Source organism: Frateuria soli, from assembly GCF_021117385.1.
Classification (GTDB): domain Bacteria; phylum Pseudomonadota; class Gammaproteobacteria; order Xanthomonadales; family Rhodanobacteraceae; genus Frateuria_A; species Frateuria_A soli.
The window spans coordinates 1,622,484-1,639,327 of record NZ_CP088252.1 but is presented as its reverse complement, the minus strand read 5'-3'; the positions used below and the strand labels follow the sequence as shown (position 1 = coordinate 1,639,327).

Annotated in this window: 11 protein-coding genes; 9 read left to right on the top strand and 2 right to left on the bottom strand. The window is 65.4% G+C overall.

The genetic code is table 11. The features are described from left to right. Positions 1-587 precede the first annotated feature (587 nt). The 7 genes from LQ771_RS07485 (at position 588) to LQ771_RS07455 (ending at position 10,770) form a co-directional block, all read left to right on the top strand. The gene (locus LQ771_RS07485) at positions 588-2,426 is read left to right on the top strand and encodes a type I restriction-modification system subunit M (RefSeq protein ID WP_231351721.1); all 1,839 of its coding nucleotides are present in this window, start codon (positions 588-590) and stop codon (positions 2,424-2,426) included. Positions 2,427-2,565: 139 nt separating this feature from the next. After that, complete coding sequence (locus LQ771_RS07480; RefSeq protein ID WP_231351720.1) at positions 2,566-3,828, top strand: restriction endonuclease subunit S; 1,263 nt, start codon at positions 2,566-2,568, stop codon at positions 3,826-3,828. Next, on the top strand, positions 3,825-5,267 hold the full coding sequence (locus LQ771_RS07475; protein WP_231351719.1) for a hypothetical protein: 1,443 nt from the start codon (positions 3,825-3,827) through the stop codon (positions 5,265-5,267). Before LQ771_RS07480 ends, LQ771_RS07475 begins: the two co-directional genes overlap by 4 nt. A 97-nt stretch (positions 5,268-5,364) precedes the next feature. Further along, positions 5,365-6,189, top strand: a complete 825-nt coding sequence (locus LQ771_RS07470) for a DUF5655 domain-containing protein (protein ID WP_231351718.1) — start codon at positions 5,365-5,367, stop codon at positions 6,187-6,189. A gap of 242 nt (positions 6,190-6,431) precedes the next feature. Further along, entirely contained in the window at positions 6,432-6,950 is a 519-nt protein-coding gene (locus LQ771_RS07465) for a MarR family transcriptional regulator (RefSeq protein ID WP_231351717.1), read from the top strand. A 2-nt stretch (positions 6,951-6,952) separates the two neighbouring features. Next, the gene (locus tag LQ771_RS07460) at positions 6,953-7,666 is read left to right on the top strand and encodes a hypothetical protein (protein WP_231351716.1); all 714 of its coding nucleotides are present in this window, start codon (positions 6,953-6,955) and stop codon (positions 7,664-7,666) included. After that, on the top strand, positions 7,663-10,770 hold the full coding sequence (locus LQ771_RS07455; protein ID WP_231351715.1) for a type I restriction endonuclease subunit R: 3,108 nt from the start codon (positions 7,663-7,665) through the stop codon (positions 10,768-10,770). Before LQ771_RS07460 ends, LQ771_RS07455 begins: the two co-directional genes overlap by 4 nt. A gap of 110 nt (positions 10,771-10,880) precedes the next feature. On the opposite strand, the gene LQ771_RS07450 is transcribed toward LQ771_RS07455, so the two are convergent. Next, the gene (locus LQ771_RS07450; RefSeq protein WP_231351714.1) at positions 10,881-11,540 is read right to left on the bottom strand and encodes a YajG family lipoprotein; all 660 of its coding nucleotides are present in this window, start codon (positions 11,538-11,540) and stop codon (positions 10,881-10,883) included. A gap of 323 nt (positions 11,541-11,863) precedes the next feature. On the opposite strand from LQ771_RS07450, the gene LQ771_RS07445 reads away from it, so the two are divergent. After that, positions 11,864-14,509: a M1 family metallopeptidase gene (locus tag LQ771_RS07445; RefSeq protein ID WP_231351713.1), complete on the top strand. Its 2,646-nt coding sequence runs from the start codon at positions 11,864-11,866 to the stop codon at positions 14,507-14,509. A 459-nt stretch (positions 14,510-14,968) separates the two neighbouring features. After that, positions 14,969-15,334, top strand: coding sequence for a carboxypeptidase-like regulatory domain-containing protein (locus LQ771_RS07440; RefSeq protein WP_231351712.1), 366 nt, complete (start codon positions 14,969-14,971; stop codon positions 15,332-15,334). Between the two features lie 182 nt (positions 15,335-15,516). Here the strand turns inward: LQ771_RS07440 and LQ771_RS07435 are convergent, their stop codons facing one another. Further along, the gene (locus LQ771_RS07435; protein ID WP_231351711.1) at positions 15,517-16,722 is read right to left on the bottom strand and encodes an acetyl-CoA C-acyltransferase; all 1,206 of its coding nucleotides are present in this window, start codon (positions 16,720-16,722) and stop codon (positions 15,517-15,519) included. Positions 16,723-16,844 lie beyond the last annotated feature (122 nt).

The following is a 16,844-nucleotide window of genomic DNA, read 5'->3' as shown; positions in this document are numbered from 1 at the left end:
CATCACGCCTCCACAGAGCGAGGAGGCGGCACCATGGTTCGCGTATCTATCGCAGGCGAAGAGCGCTATCTGCGGGACGCTGATTCCGACTGGGTCACGCAACAGGTGGAGCGCCGTCGCAAGGATGGGCTGCCGGTGTGCGTAACCGTAGCAATTGACACGCCCGACCTCGCAATCACGCTCGCTACCCCCGAATGCGCTCGCGGAGGCGGTGGCCGTACTCCCACTTCGAGAGAGACCAGCGTCATTGAACTGTGGAATCAGATGGGTCTGAACCGGTCGGACTGGGCACCGGGCCATGTAGTCGCTTTCCTCAAGCGCCTGCGAGGTCTGCTATGACTATTACCTCACCGCAGTAAGTCATAGCCACGATTGCTCCTGCGTAGGTCAGTGTCTGCTCAGGCGCGCGCGGTCGCCTGAGCTGGGTCGTTTGCGTAGGATGCACGCACGCGTTGGACCACAGGGGGCCTTCGTGACGCCGTCAGACCGCCGTTTTGCGGCTCTGGTTGAGTATCACGCGTCCCCCATGTCTCAACGACCGCAGACCGGGGCGCGGTTCGCTCCCCATGAAGGAAGCGTCGCCAAGCATGAACCAGAGTTCTCTTTCCGCCCTCATCTGGGCCGTCGCCGACCTTTTGCGCGGCGACTTCAAACAATCCGAGTATGGGCGCGTGATCCTGCCGTTCACCGTGTTGCGCCGCCTGGATTGCGTACTGGCGCCAACCAAGCACAAGGTGCTGGCCGAAAAGAGCAAGCGCGAGGCGGCCGGGCTGGATCCGGACCCGTTCCTGCGCCGCGCGTCGGACGTGAAGTTCTATAACGCCTCCACGTTGGACCTGCCCACGCTCATGGGCGACCAGGACCACATCGAGTCCAACCTCACCAGCTACGTGCAGGGCTTCTCGCCCGAGGTGCGCGAGATCTTCGAGCGCTTCGACTTCGCCACCCAGGTCAACCGGCTGGCCAAGGTCGACCTGCTTTACCTGGTGACCGAGAAGTTCGCCAACGTCGACCTGCATCCCGATCGCGTCGACAACGTCCAGATGGGTCTGGTGTTCGAGGAGCTGATCCGCAAGTTCGCCGAGCTGTCCAACGAGACCGCCGGTGAGCACTTCACCCCGCGCGAAGTCATCCGCCTGATGGTCAACCTCATCTTCATCGAGGACGACGAAGTGCTCACCCCCGGCAACAACGTGGTGCGCACCCTCTACGATCCCACGGCCGGAACAGGCGGCATGCTCTCGGTGGCGGCGGAGTTCCTGCGCGACCACAACCCGGACGCGCGCCTGTCGCTGTTCGGCCAGGAGCTCAACGACGAGTCCTACGCCATCTGCAAGGCGGACATGCTGATCCGCGGGCAGGAGGTCACCAACCTGGTACCCGGCAACACGCTCAGCGACGACGGCCACGCCGCGCGCAAGTTCGACTACATGCTGTCCAACCCGCCGTTCGGCGTGGAGTGGAAGAAGGTCGAGAAGGTGGTGCGCAAGGAGCACGAGGGGAAGGGCTTCGACGGCCGCTTCGGCCCCGGCCTGCCGCGCGTGTCCGACGGCTCCATGTTGTTCCTGTTGCACCTGGTGTCCAAGATGCGCCCGGCGCTGGATGGCGGCGCCCGCTTCGGCATCGTGCTCAACGGCTCGCCGCTGTTCACCGGCGGCGCAGGCAGCGGCGAAAGCGAGATCCGCCGCTACCTGCTGGAGAACGACCTGGTGGAGGCCATCGTCGCCCTGCCCACCGACATGTTCTACAACACCGGCATCGCCACCTACGTGTGGGTGGTCTCCAACAAGAAGGAGCACGACCGCAGGGGCTACGTGCAGCTGATCGATGCCGGCAGCTTCTGGCAGAAGATGCGCAAGAGCCTCGGCTCCAAGCGCAAGGAAATGAGCGACGCGCACATCGAAGAAATCACCCGGCTGTTCGGCGAATTCCAGGAGGCGGAACTCGCCACCGTGTTCGACGCCGACGGCAAGGAAGTGGCGCGCACCATCATCGCCGCCGCCGAATTCGCCCCCGAACCGCCGCCCGGCGGCAAGGTGAAGGTGGCGCCGCTCGCGCGCATCTTCCGCAACGAGGCATTCGGTTACACCACCATCATCGTCGAGCGCCCGCTGCGCGACGAGCAGGGCAACGTGGTGCTGGGCCAAAAGGGTAAACAGAAGGGGAAGCCGCAGCCGGACAGCAGCCTGCGCGACACCGAGAACGTACCACTGGGAGAAGACATCCGGGCCTACTTCGAGCGCGAAGTACTGCCGCACGCCCCCGACGCCTGGATCGACGAGGCGAAGAGCAAGGTCGGCTACGAGATCCCCTTCAACCGCCACTTCTACGTGTTCGAGCCGCCGCGCCCGCTGCATGAGATCGACGAGGAACTGAAAGCCGTCTCGGCGCGGATCATGGCCATGCTGGGGGAGCTGGCCGAGTGACCGCGCAGCCGATCCCGCCCCGGCCCCACCGTGCGCACCTGCGCCCCCGAGCCCAGTCCCCATTCCTCCTCACCGTTAGCCCCACCGTCATGCCAGCGCACGCTGGCATCCAGCGCCTTGGCTCGTGGGGGTGGCGGTCGTGAGCTTGCCGCGTTATTCGGAATACAAAGACAGCAATATCGAATGGCTGGGAGAAGTGCCTGCGCACTGGGAAGTCGCACAGCTGAAGCGAGTTCTCGACATACAGAATGGCGCTGATCACAAGAGCATCGAGACCGATGATGGTTACCCGGTCATCGGCTCTGGTGGGCCGTTTGCCTATGCGTCGAAATTCATCTACGACGGCGAATCCGTGCTGCTCGGCCGAAAAGGGACAATTGATCGACCACTCCACGTGACCGGGAAGTTTTGGACTGTCGACACGATGTATTGGACAAAGATCAGTGCTGACGCCTGCGGGCGATTCTGCTACTACGCGGCGCTCACAATCCCGTTCGATTTTTACTCGACCAACACCGCGCTACCGAGCATGACTAAAGGCGTGCTGAGCGCGCATCCGATTGCGCTTCCGCCTTATGACGAGCAGCACGCCATCGCCACCTTCCTCGACCGCGAAACCGCCAAGATCGACGCCCTGATCGCCGAACAGGAAAAGCTGCTGGCGCTGCTGGCCGAAAAGCGCCAGGCCACCATCTCCCACGCCGTCACCCGCGGCCTCAACCCCAACGTCCCCATGAAGGACTCCGGCATTTCGTGGCTAGGCGCAGTGCCGGCGCACTGGGAAATGCGCAGACTCAAAGCGCTTTCGCCCGCAATCACGGTCGGAATCGTGGTGAATCCGAGCGATTACATTTCTGACGCGGGGTTGCCGTTCATTTATGGCGGGGATATCAGCGAAGGTCACATTTCAATAACAAGCTGCCGGCGTATCGACCCTTCCGACAGCGACAAGCAAGCCAAGACTCGGCTGAGTCCCGGGGACTTGTTAACTGTACGCGTGGGAGCACCCGGGGTGACCGCTGTCGTTCCCGAGGAGTGCGCTGGTGGCAACTGCGCTTCCGTGATGCTCATCAGGTCTGGCGGCTTCAACTCGAACTGGCTGTGCTACGCGATGAATAGCCGGATGGTCAGATATCAGGTCGAGGTGGTCCAGTACGGGGCTGCACAAGAGCAATTCAACATTGGTCATGCGGTCAATTTCTGGATCGCCACGCCGCCCCGGGAGGAGCAAGACACGTTGGCGGCAGGTATCGGTAAGGCCGTAGAACGCATCGACGCGCTCAAGGGTCAGGTTGAGCAAGCTATTGGATTGCTGCGCGAGCGGCGGAGTGCCCTTATCTCTGCCGCCGTTAGCGGAAAGGTCGACGTGCGCGAGTTTGCTTTGGAGGGGGAGGTCGCATGAGCCGGCCGATTTCGCGACAAGAAGTTATCGCCAGGCTCAAGGCGCGTGGATTCGAACCGAGTTCTACAAAAGAGCATGCCGAACAATGGGTCTCGCCGGATGGCGAATCGATCAATCTGAAGACAGGTGATCGCTTCCCGTTGGTCGCTCATCCTAGGCACGAAAACCATCTGTCTGATCTCCTGGCGATCAACGGGGTGCTGCGCGGCTCTGATCGCTACGCCCACAACAGCAACTTTTTGGGCTTCCCCAAGAGGATTCACACCGGGGGGAAGCCAATTGCTTACGGCTTGGATTTCGGGTTCGGCTCAGTCTCAGCTCTGGACCATTTCCTCGATTCGATAGCTGCAGTAAGAGGTGGTGGTTACGTCCCTGTGCCCGTGTTTGACAGTGAGGCACAGTCGTTTCTCGATGGCTTCATGGAGCCGGACAACCCGCAATTCGTCTATTGGCTTCCTCGATACATCCGGACACTTGATACCGTGGCGGACGCGCTTGAACAGCGGGCGCCAGAGGCGGTCTTCGATCTCATCTGGAGGACGTTCGACAACTCCGTGAGCAAGGCCGGTCCGGGTGTTCTCGACTTCGCATTGGTCGACCGTTTACGAGACCGCTTTGTTGCAATCACCTGGGAAATTCATGAGAACGGGGATGCGGCGCAGTTCGGTGAACTCGTGTCCCGCATGGAAGGGTGGCGCGAGCAGGGTGAGCTTCCGAAGGTGCCGCACCTCCTGCTTGCGCGCGCGTTTGCCGCCATTCATCCAGGCCGGTACCACACCACGGTTGCCATCGGGAAGCAGAACCAAGTTGTTCCTTGGTTTGTTCAACACACGGGGTTCGTGGTTCCCGAAGGAAATTGGGCCGCAAAGGCCGCCGCGCTGACGAAGCATCTGGACGGTTGCGGGGTACTCGCGAACGACCGCGAGCGCCGCAATATCTTTCCTTGGTATGTGTTTGATCAGCTGCGCGATGGCACAGGAAGAGTGCCATTCCGCCCTGGGCACACATCGCGCCAGGTATCGGGCGCGGCTCGGCAGTCCCAGGGCCACGCCATCGAGTATCGCCAGAACGTAATTCAGGATCGTTTGGTGCGGCGCCTGATCGATCAGTTCGGCCAGGACGCCGTGGCGACGGAGCACTCGACAGGTACTGGAGGGCGCGCCGACGCCTTGGTCCGACGGAAAGATGGTTCCTTGGATCTTTATGAGATCAAGCCCGCCCAGACGGCGCGGGAGGCTGTAAGGCAGGCGGTCGGACAATTGCTTGAATACGGATATCGCCGCGGGGGCTTGCAGCCTCAGACCTTGTGCGTGGTCTCCGATGCGGAGTTGGACGAATTGACGCGTGAGTATCTCGCAACGCTTGAGGCACGTTTTTCCCTCAAGCTGGGTTACCTGCGGGTTGCAAGCGGGAGTGAGGAGGACGATAGGGATGAGTGACATTCAGCTGTTCCGTTTGTCCCCCGTACGCGCTGTAGAGCTGTCAGGTCGTGCTGCTGCGATCGAAAAGCACCTGCAGTCCTTGATCGAAGCCCAGATGCCGACCTTCCTTGGCGTGCGCTTTCTCGCCAGCGAGTACGTCACCGGCAAGACCCACAAGGGCCGCATCGACTCGCTCGGGCTGGACGAGAACGGCTGCCCGGTGATCGTCGAGTACAAGCGCCACAGCAACGAGAACGTGATCAACCAGGGCCTGTTCTACCTGGACTGGCTGCTGGACCACCGGGCCGAGTTCCAGTGGCTGGTGATGGAAAAGCTCGGCAAGGACGTGGCCGGGCAGATCGACTGGTCCGGCACGCGCCTGCTGTGCATCGCCGCCGACTTCACCCGCTACGACCAGCACGCGGTGCAGCAGATCCCGCGCAATATCGAGCTGATCCGCTACAAGCTGTTCGGCGACGACCTGCTGCTGCTCGACCTGGTCAACAGCGTGAGCGTGGACGATGCGACCACCGCCAAGGCCGACGCGGCAAGCTCGACCACCACGGCAAAGGCCAAGCCGGTCGGCAAGGACAAGACGGCGGAGGAGCAGCTCAGCCAGGCGCAGCCCGTGATCAAGGAGCTCTACGCGGCCTTGTCCGGTTACCTGGTGGCGCTGGGCGACGACGTGCAGGAAAAGCACCTGAAGCTGTATGTCGCCTTCCGCCGCCTGAAGAACTTCGCCTGCGTGATCCCGTACCGGGACAAGCTACTGGTGATGCTGAAGCTGGACCCGGACACTGTGGCGCTGGAGAAGGGCTTCAGCCGCGACGTGCGCAACATCGGCACTTGGGGCACCGGCGATCTGGAGCTGTGCCTGCGGACCATGGCCGATTTCGAGCGGGCCAAGCCCTTGCTGGATCGCAGCTACGGTGAGAGCTGAGCTGGCGCGATCAAGAAGCTGAGGGCATGGGTGTTGCCGCATGGGCAACATTCGTTGCTGATCGGGCAACCGGGTTTAGCTGAGTGTTGGCCGCGCCGTTAATTTCAGTTGACGGGCCAAGTGAAATTAGGGCAACTCCGCCAGATGCTACGAGGATGGCCTTGCCGGGGCAGAACCCTTGCAGTGACGCGTTGATTTCGCGATATTCGCAATTCGCGAATTGCGAATAACGAGCCCGCGCCATGGAACTCAAACCTCAGGACCTGCTGGTGTTGCTCAAGGTGGCTGCCCACCCGGGCCAGCGCTGGACCTATGCCGCGCTGGGCGAGGCGCTGACGCTCAGCGCCTCGGAGGTGCACGCCAGCGTCAAGCGTGCGGTCGCGGCGGGTCTGGCGGTGGCGCGGGGACGCGGCGACTGGGCACCGGTGCGTCCGGCGCTGGCCGAGTTCGCCGTGCACGGCGTCCGCTACGTATGGCCGGCGCAGCCGGGGCCGGTCAAGCGCGGCGTGCCGACGTCGTTCGGCGTGGAGCCGTTGGCCGGGAAAATTTCCGCCGGGGCGGAGGAAGCGCCGGTGTGGGCCCACCCGGCAGGCAAGGCCAAGGGGCCGAGCCTGTCGCCGATCTACCGTTCGGCGCCGCAGGCCGCGCTGGTCGATCCCGCGCTGCATCGGCTGCTGGCCTTGCAGGACGCGATCCGCGCCGGTCGTGCGCGCGAGCGCTCGCTGGCGACGGACCTGTTGACGAAGGAGCTGGAGAGCTAGGGATGCGCAGGGACGATCCGAATTTGCCCACCCTGCGCACGATCGCGCAGGCGCTGGGCGACCTGAGGGAGCAGGTGGTGTTTCTTGGCGGCGCGGTGGCCGGCTTGCTGGTGACCGACCCGTTGGCCGAGGGCGTGCGCGCCACCCGCGACGTGGATGCAGTGGCGCAGGCCGGGCGGGCGCAGTTCCAGCGCCTGCAGCGCGAGCTGGCGCGCCGCGGCTTTCATGAGGACGCGGACAGCGGCGTGATCTGCCGCTGGATCCATCGCGCCTCCGGCGTGGTGTTCGACCTGATGCCGGAGAATCCGGACGTACTGGGCTTTGCCAACCGCTGGTATCCCTACGCCGTGGCGACCGCGCAGCCGGTGGCGCTGGGCGAGGGGCTGCACATCCGGCTGGCGACCGCCGTGGCGTTCGTGGCGACCAAGCTGGAGGCTTTTTCCAGTCGTGGGCGAGGGGATGTGCTCGCCAGCCACGACCTGGAAGACGTGCTGAATATCGTCGATGGTCGCGAGGAGCTGGTGCGAGAACTGGGGGAGGCGACGCCGGACGTGCGGCGTGCCATCGCGACGGCGTTTGCGGCATTGCTCGCGCGGCCTGGCCTTCTCGACGTGCTGCCGGGCCTGATCGCCGAGCCGGAGCGCGCGGACGTGGTGGCCGGTCGACTGCGTGCGATGGCGGAAGGGCGCGAAACGACAGGGGAAGGACGGGCATGAATCTGCATCGCGAACACCACTTCGAACGCGAGATCTGCGAGCACCTCGCCACCCATGGCTGGCTCTACGACGAGAGCGACGCCCAGCACTATGACCGCGCCCACGGGCTGTACCTGCCAGATCTGCTGGCGTGGATTGAAACCACCCAGCCCGAGAGCTGGGCGCGCCTGACCAAGGCGCACGGCCCGGCCACGGCGGAGCGCCTCGCCGAGCGCGTACGCAGGAACCTGGACGAGCGCGGCACGCTGGAGGTGCTGCGCCGGGGCGTGGAGATGATCGGGCTGAAGGCGCCGCTGGCGCTGGTGCAGTTCAAACCCGCGCTCGCGATGAATCCCGGGCTGGAGCAGCGCTACGCCGCCAACCGCCTGCGCGTGGTGCGTCAGGTAAAGCATTCACCCAACAATCCGCACGACGCACTGGACCTGGTGTTGTTCGTCAACGGCATCGCGGTGGCGACGGCGGAGCTGAAGTCCGATTTCACCCAGAGCGTGGGCGACGCGGTGGACCAGTACCGCTACGACCGGCATCCGCATCCCAAGGGTGGCGTGGCCGAGCCGCTGCTGTCCTTCCCGGGCGGGGCGCTGGTGCATTTCGCAGTAAGCCAGGCCGAGGCGATGATGACCACGAGGCTGGCTGGCAAGGACACGCGCTTCCTGCCGTTCAACCTGGGCCACGACGGCGGCGCCGGCAATCCGCCCAACCCGGCTGGCTTCGCCACCGCCTACCTGTGGGAGCAGGTGTGGGCGCGCGACAGTTGGCTGGAGATCCTGGGGCGCTACCTGATCGGCAAGCGCGACGACAAGAAACGCCTGACCAGCGTGATCTTTCCGCGCTACCACCAGCTGGATGCGACGCGGAAGCTGGTGGACGACGTGCGGGCGAACGGGCCGGGGCGCCGTTACCTCATCCAGCATTCGGCCGGCTCAGGCAAGACAAACTCCATCGCCTGGAGCGCGCACTTCCTCGCCGACCTGCACGATGCCGGGAACACCAAGCTGTTCGACAGCGTGCTGGTCGTATCCGACCGCAACGTGCTGGACGCGCAACTGCAGGAGGCCATCTTCGATTTCGAGCGCACGGCCGGGGTGGTGGAGACCATCACCAGCGAGCGTGGCAGCAAGAGCGAGCAGTTGAGCAAGGCTCTCAAGGCCGGCAAGAAGATCATTGTCTGCACCATCCAGACCTTCCCGTTTGCGCTGCAGGCGGTGCAGGAACTTGCCGCCACCGAGGGCAAGCGCTTCGCGGTGATCGCCGATGAGGCCCACAGCTCGCAGACGGGCGAATCCGCCGCCAAGCTCAAGCAGCTGTTGAGCGCGCAGGAGTGGGCGGAACTGCAGGACGGCGGCGAGGTGGATACCGAGACCATCCTTGAGGCCGGCATGGCAGCACGTGCCGGTGGCCAGCACGGGTTGACCTACGTGGCCTTCACCGCCACCCCCAAGGCCAAGACGCTGGAGCTGTTCGGCCGGCCAGGGCCGGACGGCCTGCCGCAACCGTTCCACGTGTACTCGATGCGCCAGGCGATCGAGGAGGGCTTTATCCTCGATGTGCTGCGCAACTACACGCCGTACAAGCTGGCGTTCCGGCTGGCCCACGAGGGCAGGGAGGTCGACCAGACCGAGGTCGAACGCAGTGCGGCAATGAAGGGGATCATGCAGTGGGTCCGCCTGCATCCCTACAACATCGCGGCGAAGGTACAGATCGTCGTCGAGCACTACCGCGACCACGTGCAGCCCCTGCTGGGTGGCCGGGCCAAGGCCATGGTGGTGGTCGGCAGCCGCAGGGAGGCGGTGCGCTGGCAGAAGGCGGTGCGCGAATACATCGCACGGCAGAATTACCCCCTGGGCGTGCTGGTGGCGTTCTCCGGCGAGGTGAACGATCCGGACAGCTACCCGCAGTCGGTGACCGAGGCCAGCGCGGACCTCAATCCGGGCCTGAAGGGGCGCGACATCCGCGATGCCTTCGCGCAGCCGGACTATCACCTGCTGCTGGTGGCCAACAAGTTCCAGACCGGCTTCGACCAGCCCCTGCTGTGCGGCATGTACGTGGACAAGCTGCTGGGCGGCATCCAGGCGGTGCAGACGCTGTCACGGCTCAACCGTGCGCATCCGGGCAAGGACACCACCTACATCCTGGACTTCGTCAACGACGCGGCCGAAATCCTCAAGGCCTTCAAGACCTACTACGCCACGGCCGAGCTGGAAGCGGCTACCGACCCGCACCTGGTGTTCGACCTGCGCGCCAAGCTCGATGCCAGCGGTCACTACGACGATTTCGAAGTGGAGCGGGTGGCGAAGATCGAGACCGACCCCGACGCCACGCAAGCCCAGTTGAGCGCCGCCATGGCGCCTGTGGCCGACCGCCTGCTCAAGCGCTATCGCGCCGCGCAGCTCGCGCGTGCCGATGCGATGGGCAGCGGCGACGAGCCGGTGGCCCAGGCGCAGAAAGACATCATGGACGCGCTGCAACTGTTCAAGGGCGACATGGGCGCCTACGTGCGGCTGTACGCCTTCCTGTCGCAGATGATCGACTACGGCAACACCGACATCGAGAAGCGCTTTCTCTTCTACAAGCGGCTCATCCCGCTGCTGGAGTTCGGGCGCGAGCGCGAGACGGTGGACCTCTCCAAGGTGGTGCTGACCCACCACACCCTGCGCAGCGCCGGACGCCAGTCGCTAAGCCTGAATTCCGATGGCAGTTACAAGCTGCCGCCCATCGATGCGTTGGGCAGTGGCTCGGTGCAGGACAAGGAAAAGTCGCTGCTCACCGAGATCATCGAACGGGTCAATGGCTTGTTCGAGGGCGACCTGACCGACGGTGACCAACTGCTTTACGTCAACGGCGTGATCAAGGGCAAGTTGCTGGAGAACGAAACGCTGGTGCAGCAGGCCAGCAGCAACAGCAAGGAACAGTTCGCCAACTCGCCTGACCTGAAGGATGCGCTGCTGAACGCGATCATCGATGCTCTCGACGCGCACTCCTTGATGAGCGGTCAGGCGCTCGGGTCGGAGCGGGTACGTAACGGATTGAAGGACATCCTGCTCGGGCCGGGACAGTTGTATGAGTCCTTGCGTTCTACCGGCGCAGCCAGGCTTGCTGGCTAGGCTGTCTTGCTGGTGCCGCAGAGCGTCGTCGCCTCTGCGGGCGTGGATCAGCATCGCTGCGCTTGAAAGCCGCCGAAGCATGCCTTGAATGGCCGCTTCGGCGGACGGGTTCAGAGCCCGTTGTTCGCGGCGGCCTGGTCGAACTGCTTCAGGTAGTCCTTGAACGCGCGCTCGTAAGCCAGCTGCCAGTTCGCGTCGCGGGCCACCTGGATCGCGTTGTAGCCGTAGCCTTTCACGTCAAGCTGGCGTTTGCCCTTGGGATCGGCGATGTCCAGCAGGGTTTCGACGCGCGCCTCGATGCTGGCACTCCACATGCCCGGGGTGAACCAGGCCCAGAACTGGCGGATATCCACGCTGACGTGCGGCGCGTCCGAGGGAGCCGCATCCGATGGCACCACACTGTACCCACGCGAGGCCAGGGCGTTGACCACGAGTTCCCGTGTCAGTGACTCGACGTTGCCGGACTGCAGCAGGATGTCGCCGAAAGCATGGCCGAAGCCGCCACGCTTGCGGGCGATGGCCTGCTTGCGCTGTTCGGCGTCCAGCCGGTAGCCCGCGCCTTTCTTCAGCGAGGGCGTGCTGGGATCGTTCGGGTCGGCTTCGAACGTGCGCGCATCGCGCACCGCGTCGATAACGATGGGCTTGCCCCCGCTGACCACGGCCGAACCCGGGGAGGGCACGTCAAGCGTAAGCCGCGAGCGTGAGGTGGCGCAGCCGGAGAGCACGGCCAGCGCGAAGGTGATGGTCAAGCCACGAGCGAGATACTTCATTTCTTCCCCTTTTGTTGTTGCGAAACGATGTGCTAGCGCGGACGGGGACGTAGGCGAACGGACCTGCGCTCACTTGCAGCTCGAGCGAACGCCAGCACAGGCGCGTGTAGCACCTGAAGCTCTGCGCTCGCGATCCCCTGTTCCATCGACTGAGTGCCTGGCAAGCATACCCCGGGGGTAGGGAGCACCCCAGCGCCCCCATGACTTCCGGCCGTGTCCGCCCACCGCCCACTCAGGCAACACTCGCGCGGCTCTGTGCCGTTCGTCACCCCCGTGGTGGCGCCGGCGCGCCCCACGGCTCCGCTCAACCCACAAGGACCCCTATGCGCCGTCATCTCTCCACCGCAATCTGCCTGGCCCTGGCCGGGCTTTCCATGGCTCCGCTGGGGGTCGCTTCGGCGGCCGAGGTGCGGGAGGCGACGACGCAGTTGCCGCGTGGGGTGGTGCCTTCGCATTACGACGTGGCGGTGACGCCGCATGCGGACAAGCTGTCGTTCGACGGGCAGGTGACGATCACGCTGGCGGTGGTCAAGCCGACCCGCTCGATCACGCTCAACGCCGCGGACCTGACCTTCTCCAAGGCGTCGCTGACGGCGGAGAAGGGCAAGATGGCGTTCGGCGCGCCGAAGATCTCGGTGGACGGGAAGGCGCAGACCGCCACCTTCACCTTCGACCATCCGATCCCCGCCGGCACCTACCGCCTGGCGCTGACCTACACCGGCAAGATCGGCACGCAGGCCAACGGCATCTTCGCGCTGGACTACGACACCAAGGCCGGCAAGAAGCGCGCGCTGTACACGCAGTTCGAGAACTCCGACGCGCGCCGCTTCATCCCCTCGTGGGACGAGCCGAACTACAAGGCGACCTTCACCCTGACCGCCACGGTGCCGTCGGGCGAGATGGCGGTGAGCAACATGCCGATCGCCTCGAAGAAGGATCTCGGCAACGGCATGACCGAAGTGCGCTTCGGGCAGTCGCCGAAGATGTCGACCTACCTCTTGTTCTTCGGCCTGGGCGATTTCGAGCGCGCGACGCTGAATGCCGAAGGCACCGAGATCGGGGTGATCACCCAGAAGGGCATGATCGACCAGGCGCAGTTCGCGCTGGATTCGTCCAAGCGGGTGCTGAAGGAATACAACGACTACTTCGGCGTGCCGTACCCGCTGCCCAAGCTGGACAACATCGCGGCTCCGGGCCAGAGCCAGTTCTTCTCGGCGATGGAGAACTGGGGCGCGATCTTCACCTTCGAATACTCGCTGCTGATGAACCCGCACATCTCCACCCAGCGGGACAAGGAGCGCGTGTTCAACGTCGCCGCGCACGAGATGGCGCACCAGTGGTTCGGCGACCTTGTCACCATGAACTGGTGGGACGACCTGTGGCTCAACGAGGGTTTCGCCTCGTGGATGGCCGCCCGCACCACGCAGAAGCTGCATCCGGAATGGCACACCGAGCTGGATGCCGTCGGCGTGCGCGAAGGCGCCATGTCGCAGGACTCGGTGGCCACCACGCACCCGGTGGTGCAGCACGTGGAGACGGTGGAGCAGGCGAGCCAGGCGTTCGATGCGATCACCTATTCCAAGGGCGAGGCGGTGATCCACATGCTGGAAGGCTACGTGGGCGAGGAAGCCTGGCGGACCGGCGTGCGCAACTACATCAAGGCGCACGCGTACGGCAACACGGTGTCCGACGACCTGTGGAAGTCCGTGCAGGCCGCGGCCGGCAAGCCGATCACGCAGATCGCGCACGACTTCACGCTGCAGCCGGGCATTCCGATGATCGAGGTGCGCGCGGCGGCCTGCTCCAACGGCAAGACCACGATCGCGCTGCGCCAGGGTGAGTTCACCCGTGACCGGCCGGAGAAGAAGCCGCTGCGCTGGCACGTGCCGGTGATCGCGAAAACGGTCGGTGGCGAGACGGTGCGCACCGTGGTCGACGGCAAGGCCACGCTGACCGTGCCCGGCTGCGGCCCGGTGCTGGTCAACGCCGGCCAGACCGGCTACTACCGCACGCTCTACGCGCAGAACAACTTCGACGCGCTGAAGAACCAGTTCGCCAAGCTCGCCCCGATCGACCAGCTCGGCCTGCTGGGTGACACCTGGGCGCTGGGCATGGCCGGCAACGAGCCGGTGTCCAACGTGCTGGCGCTGATCACCGCCACGCCGGCCGATGCCGATCCGCAGGTGTGGTCGGAGGTGGCCGGCTACCTGTCCGCGCTGGACAACTACTACCGCGGCGACCAGGCCCGCCAGCAGCGCCTGCGCACGTTCGCGCTGGGCCAGCTGCAGCCGGTGTTCGCCAAGATCGGCTGGGAGGCCAAACCCGGCGAGAGCGCGCCGACCGCCAACCTGCGCCAGACGCTCATCGGCGTGATGGCGAGCCTGGGTGATGCGCAGGTGATCGGCGAGGCCCGTCGCCGCTTCGCCGCGCAGAAGACCGATCCCGATGCGGTGCCGGTGGCGCTGCGCAAGACCATCACCGCGATCGTCGCGCAGAAGGCCGATACCGCGACCTGGGACCAGCTCCATGCCCAGGCCCAGGCGGAAACCACGCCGCTGATCAAGGACCAGCTCTACAGCATGCTCTCGATCCCGGAGAACGATGCGCTGGCGCAGCGTGCGCTGGACCTCGCGCTCACCAGCGAGCCGGGTGCGACCAACAGCGCGGGGATGATCCGCGCGGTCGGCTACCACCATCCGGAGATGGCCTTCGACTTCGCCGTGGCGCACCGCGAGCAGGTCGACAAGCTGGTCGATTCGACCTCCAGCAGCCGCTACTACCCCGCGCTGGGCGCCAGCTCGACCAAGCCGGAGATGATCGAGAAGATCCAGGACTTCGCGCAGAAGTACATCGCGCCGACCTCGCGCCGCGTGGCCAGGCAGGTGGTGGCGAACATCAAGTACCGCATGATGATCCGCCAGGAACGCCTGCCGGAGATCGACGCGTGGCTGGACAAGCACGCCGGCTGATCCGGGCTGGACTGCTGAAGGAAGAGGCCCCGCACTGCGGGGCCTTTTTTTCCGGCGTATCCGGGGAGGGCCGGCCACGCTGGCGATCGCGGCGCGAGGGTGGACTTCGACTGCGCCGGGGCGCTGCCCGGAGCTTGCGCGAACTAGCGCGGGACCTACCGCGGGAGCCGGTTTGCGGGTGATGCCCTTGCCCGTTCGCAGCAGGGCATGGTGATTGCCCTCAAGCCGGCGCTTTCGTCAGTGAAACGGCGGTGATGTGACTTCCGGCCCTTGGGCGTCCGCGCACATCGGGTACCCTGCGCACGCCGCGCGGAGGTCATGCCGAAGCGCGGCGGCGGACAGTCCTGGCGTGGCGTTGGATGCTGCGGTGGCGCTGTCCGTACGAACCCGTGGGCGCAACGCCAAACCCCTGGCGGCCCATGGTTCTCCCACATCGAAAAAACCAAAAAGGAAAATCCCATGAAGAATCAGCAATCGATTCGCCGTGGTCTGTCCGTGCGTTCGTTCGCGATGGCCGCGGCCGTCGCAGTCTTCGGCATGGCCGGCTCCGCTGCCCACGCCCAGGCCACCGCCGGCGAAGTGTTCGGCAACGCGCCGGCCGGCAGCAGCATCCTGGCCAAGAGCACGACCACCGGCACCCAGCGCGAGGTCAAAGTCGACGAGAAGGGTCGCTATGCGATCCGTGCGCTGCCGATCGGCGTCTACACGGTGACGCTGTCGGAGAACGGCCAGCCGGTCGCCAAGCACCTGAACGTGCCGGTGGTCGTGGGTCGTGGCATCAAGGTGGACTTCGACGGTCAGGCGACCGCCGCGGGCCAGCAGTAAGACCCAGTCGGGCGCCGAGGCGTCCGGCGAAACGAAAAAGCCAGCGCCGGGAGGCGCTGGCTTTTTTCGTGGGGAGACCCTCGGGCGCGGCCCTGGTCGTGGTGGTGGTCCCCGCAGGGCGACCGCGCCGGAGCGCGCTACCCGGGAAGGGGCGCCTCCCGTTCGCGGGAGGAGCCGGACCGTCAGAGCGCCTCGAAGATGCCCGCCGCGCCCATGCCCGTGCCGATGCACATGGTCACCATGCCGTACTTCTGCTTGTGCCGGCGCAGGCCGTGCACCAGCGTGGCCACGCGCACCGCGCCGGTGGCGCCCAGCGGGTGGCCCAGCGCGATGGCGCCGCCCAGCGGGTTGACCCTGGCCGGGTCGAGCTCGAGGTCCTTCATCACCGCCAGCGCCTGCGCGGCGAAGGCCTCGTTGAGTTCGATCCAGTCGAGCTGGTCGCGGCTGATGCCGGTGCGCTTGAGCGCCAGCGGGATGGCTTCCTTCGGACCGATGCCCATCACTTCCGGCGGCACGCCGGCGACGGCGAAACCGACGAAGCGGGCGAGCGGCTGCAGGTTGTATTCCCTGATCGCCTTCTCGCTGGCGATCAGCACGGCGCCTGCGCCATCGGACATCTGGCTGGAGTTGCCCGCGGTGACGGTGCCGCCGAACTGGCCGTTGCGGAAGACCGGCTTGAGCCTGGCCAGCACCTCGGGCGTGCTGCCCGCGCGCGGACCCTCGTCCTGGCTGATCACGCGGCTGTCGGTGACGATCGTGTCGTTCGCAAGGTCCGGGTAGTGGTCGTCGAGCTGGAACGGGGTGATCTCGTCCTTGAACTCGCCCGCGGCCTGGGCCGCCAGGGCGCGCTCGTGGCTGCGCGCGGCGAAGGCGTCCTGCTCCTCGCGGCTGACCTTCCACTGCTTGGCGACGTTCTCGGCGGTGATGCCCATGCCGTAGGCGATGCCGATGTGCTCGTTGTCGAAGATCGCCGGGTTCATGGCGACCTTGTGACCCATCATCGGCACCATGCTCATGCTTTCGGTGCCGCCGGCGAGCATCAGGTCGGCCTCGCCGAGGCGAATGGCATCGGCGGCATAGGCCACGGCCTGCAGGCCGGACGAGCAGAAGCGGTTGATGGTCACGCCCGGCACGGTGTGCGGCAGGCCGGCGAGCAGCACGCCGATGCGCGCCACGTTCATGCCTTGCTCGGCCTCGGGCATCGCGCAGCCGATCACGGCGTCGCCGATGCGTTGCGGATCGATGCCCGGCGCCTGCGCCATCACGGCGCGGATCACGTGGGCGAGCATGTCGTCAGGGCGGGTGTTCTTGAACACGCCGCGCGGCGCCTTGCCGACCGGCGTGCGGGTGGCGGCAACGATGTAGGCGTCCTGGATTTGCTTGGTCATTGTGGCTTTCTCCGGAAGCCGGGATTGGGGAGTCGGGATTCGTGATTCGTCAAAGCACTTCGACGTCATCCCGCGTTTCCCGCCAACCCGGCGCTCCAATAGTGTTTTGGCTACATGCTGTC

What these genes read in the sequence shown, in the direction of transcription:
- LQ771_RS07440 (WP_231351712.1), top strand. Translation starts at nt 14,969, where the DNA reads ATGAAGAATCAGCAATCGATTCGCCGTGGTCTGTCCGTGCGTTCGTTC.
- LQ771_RS07460 (WP_231351716.1), top strand. Translation starts at nt 6,953, where the DNA reads ATGCGCAGGGACGATCCGAATTTGCCCACCCTGCGCACGATCGCGCAG.
- LQ771_RS07470 (WP_231351718.1), top strand. Translation starts at nt 5,365, where the DNA reads ATGCCGACCTTCCTTGGCGTGCGCTTTCTCGCCAGCGAGTACGTCACC.
- LQ771_RS07450 (WP_231351714.1), bottom strand. Translation starts at nt 11,540, where the DNA reads ATGAAGTATCTCGCTCGTGGCTTGACCATCACCTTCGCGCTGGCCGTG.
- LQ771_RS07475 (WP_231351719.1), top strand. Translation starts at nt 3,825, where the DNA reads ATGAGCCGGCCGATTTCGCGACAAGAAGTTATCGCCAGGCTCAAGGCG.
- LQ771_RS07435 (WP_231351711.1), bottom strand. Translation starts at nt 16,722, where the DNA reads ATGACCAAGCAAATCCAGGACGCCTACATCGTTGCCGCCACCCGCACG.
- LQ771_RS07465 (WP_231351717.1), top strand. Translation starts at nt 6,432, where the DNA reads ATGGAACTCAAACCTCAGGACCTGCTGGTGTTGCTCAAGGTGGCTGCC.
- LQ771_RS07445 (WP_231351713.1), top strand. Translation starts at nt 11,864, where the DNA reads ATGCGCCGTCATCTCTCCACCGCAATCTGCCTGGCCCTGGCCGGGCTT.
- LQ771_RS07455 (WP_231351715.1), top strand. Translation starts at nt 7,663, where the DNA reads ATGAATCTGCATCGCGAACACCACTTCGAACGCGAGATCTGCGAGCAC.
- LQ771_RS07485 (WP_231351721.1), top strand. Translation starts at nt 588, where the DNA reads ATGAACCAGAGTTCTCTTTCCGCCCTCATCTGGGCCGTCGCCGACCTT.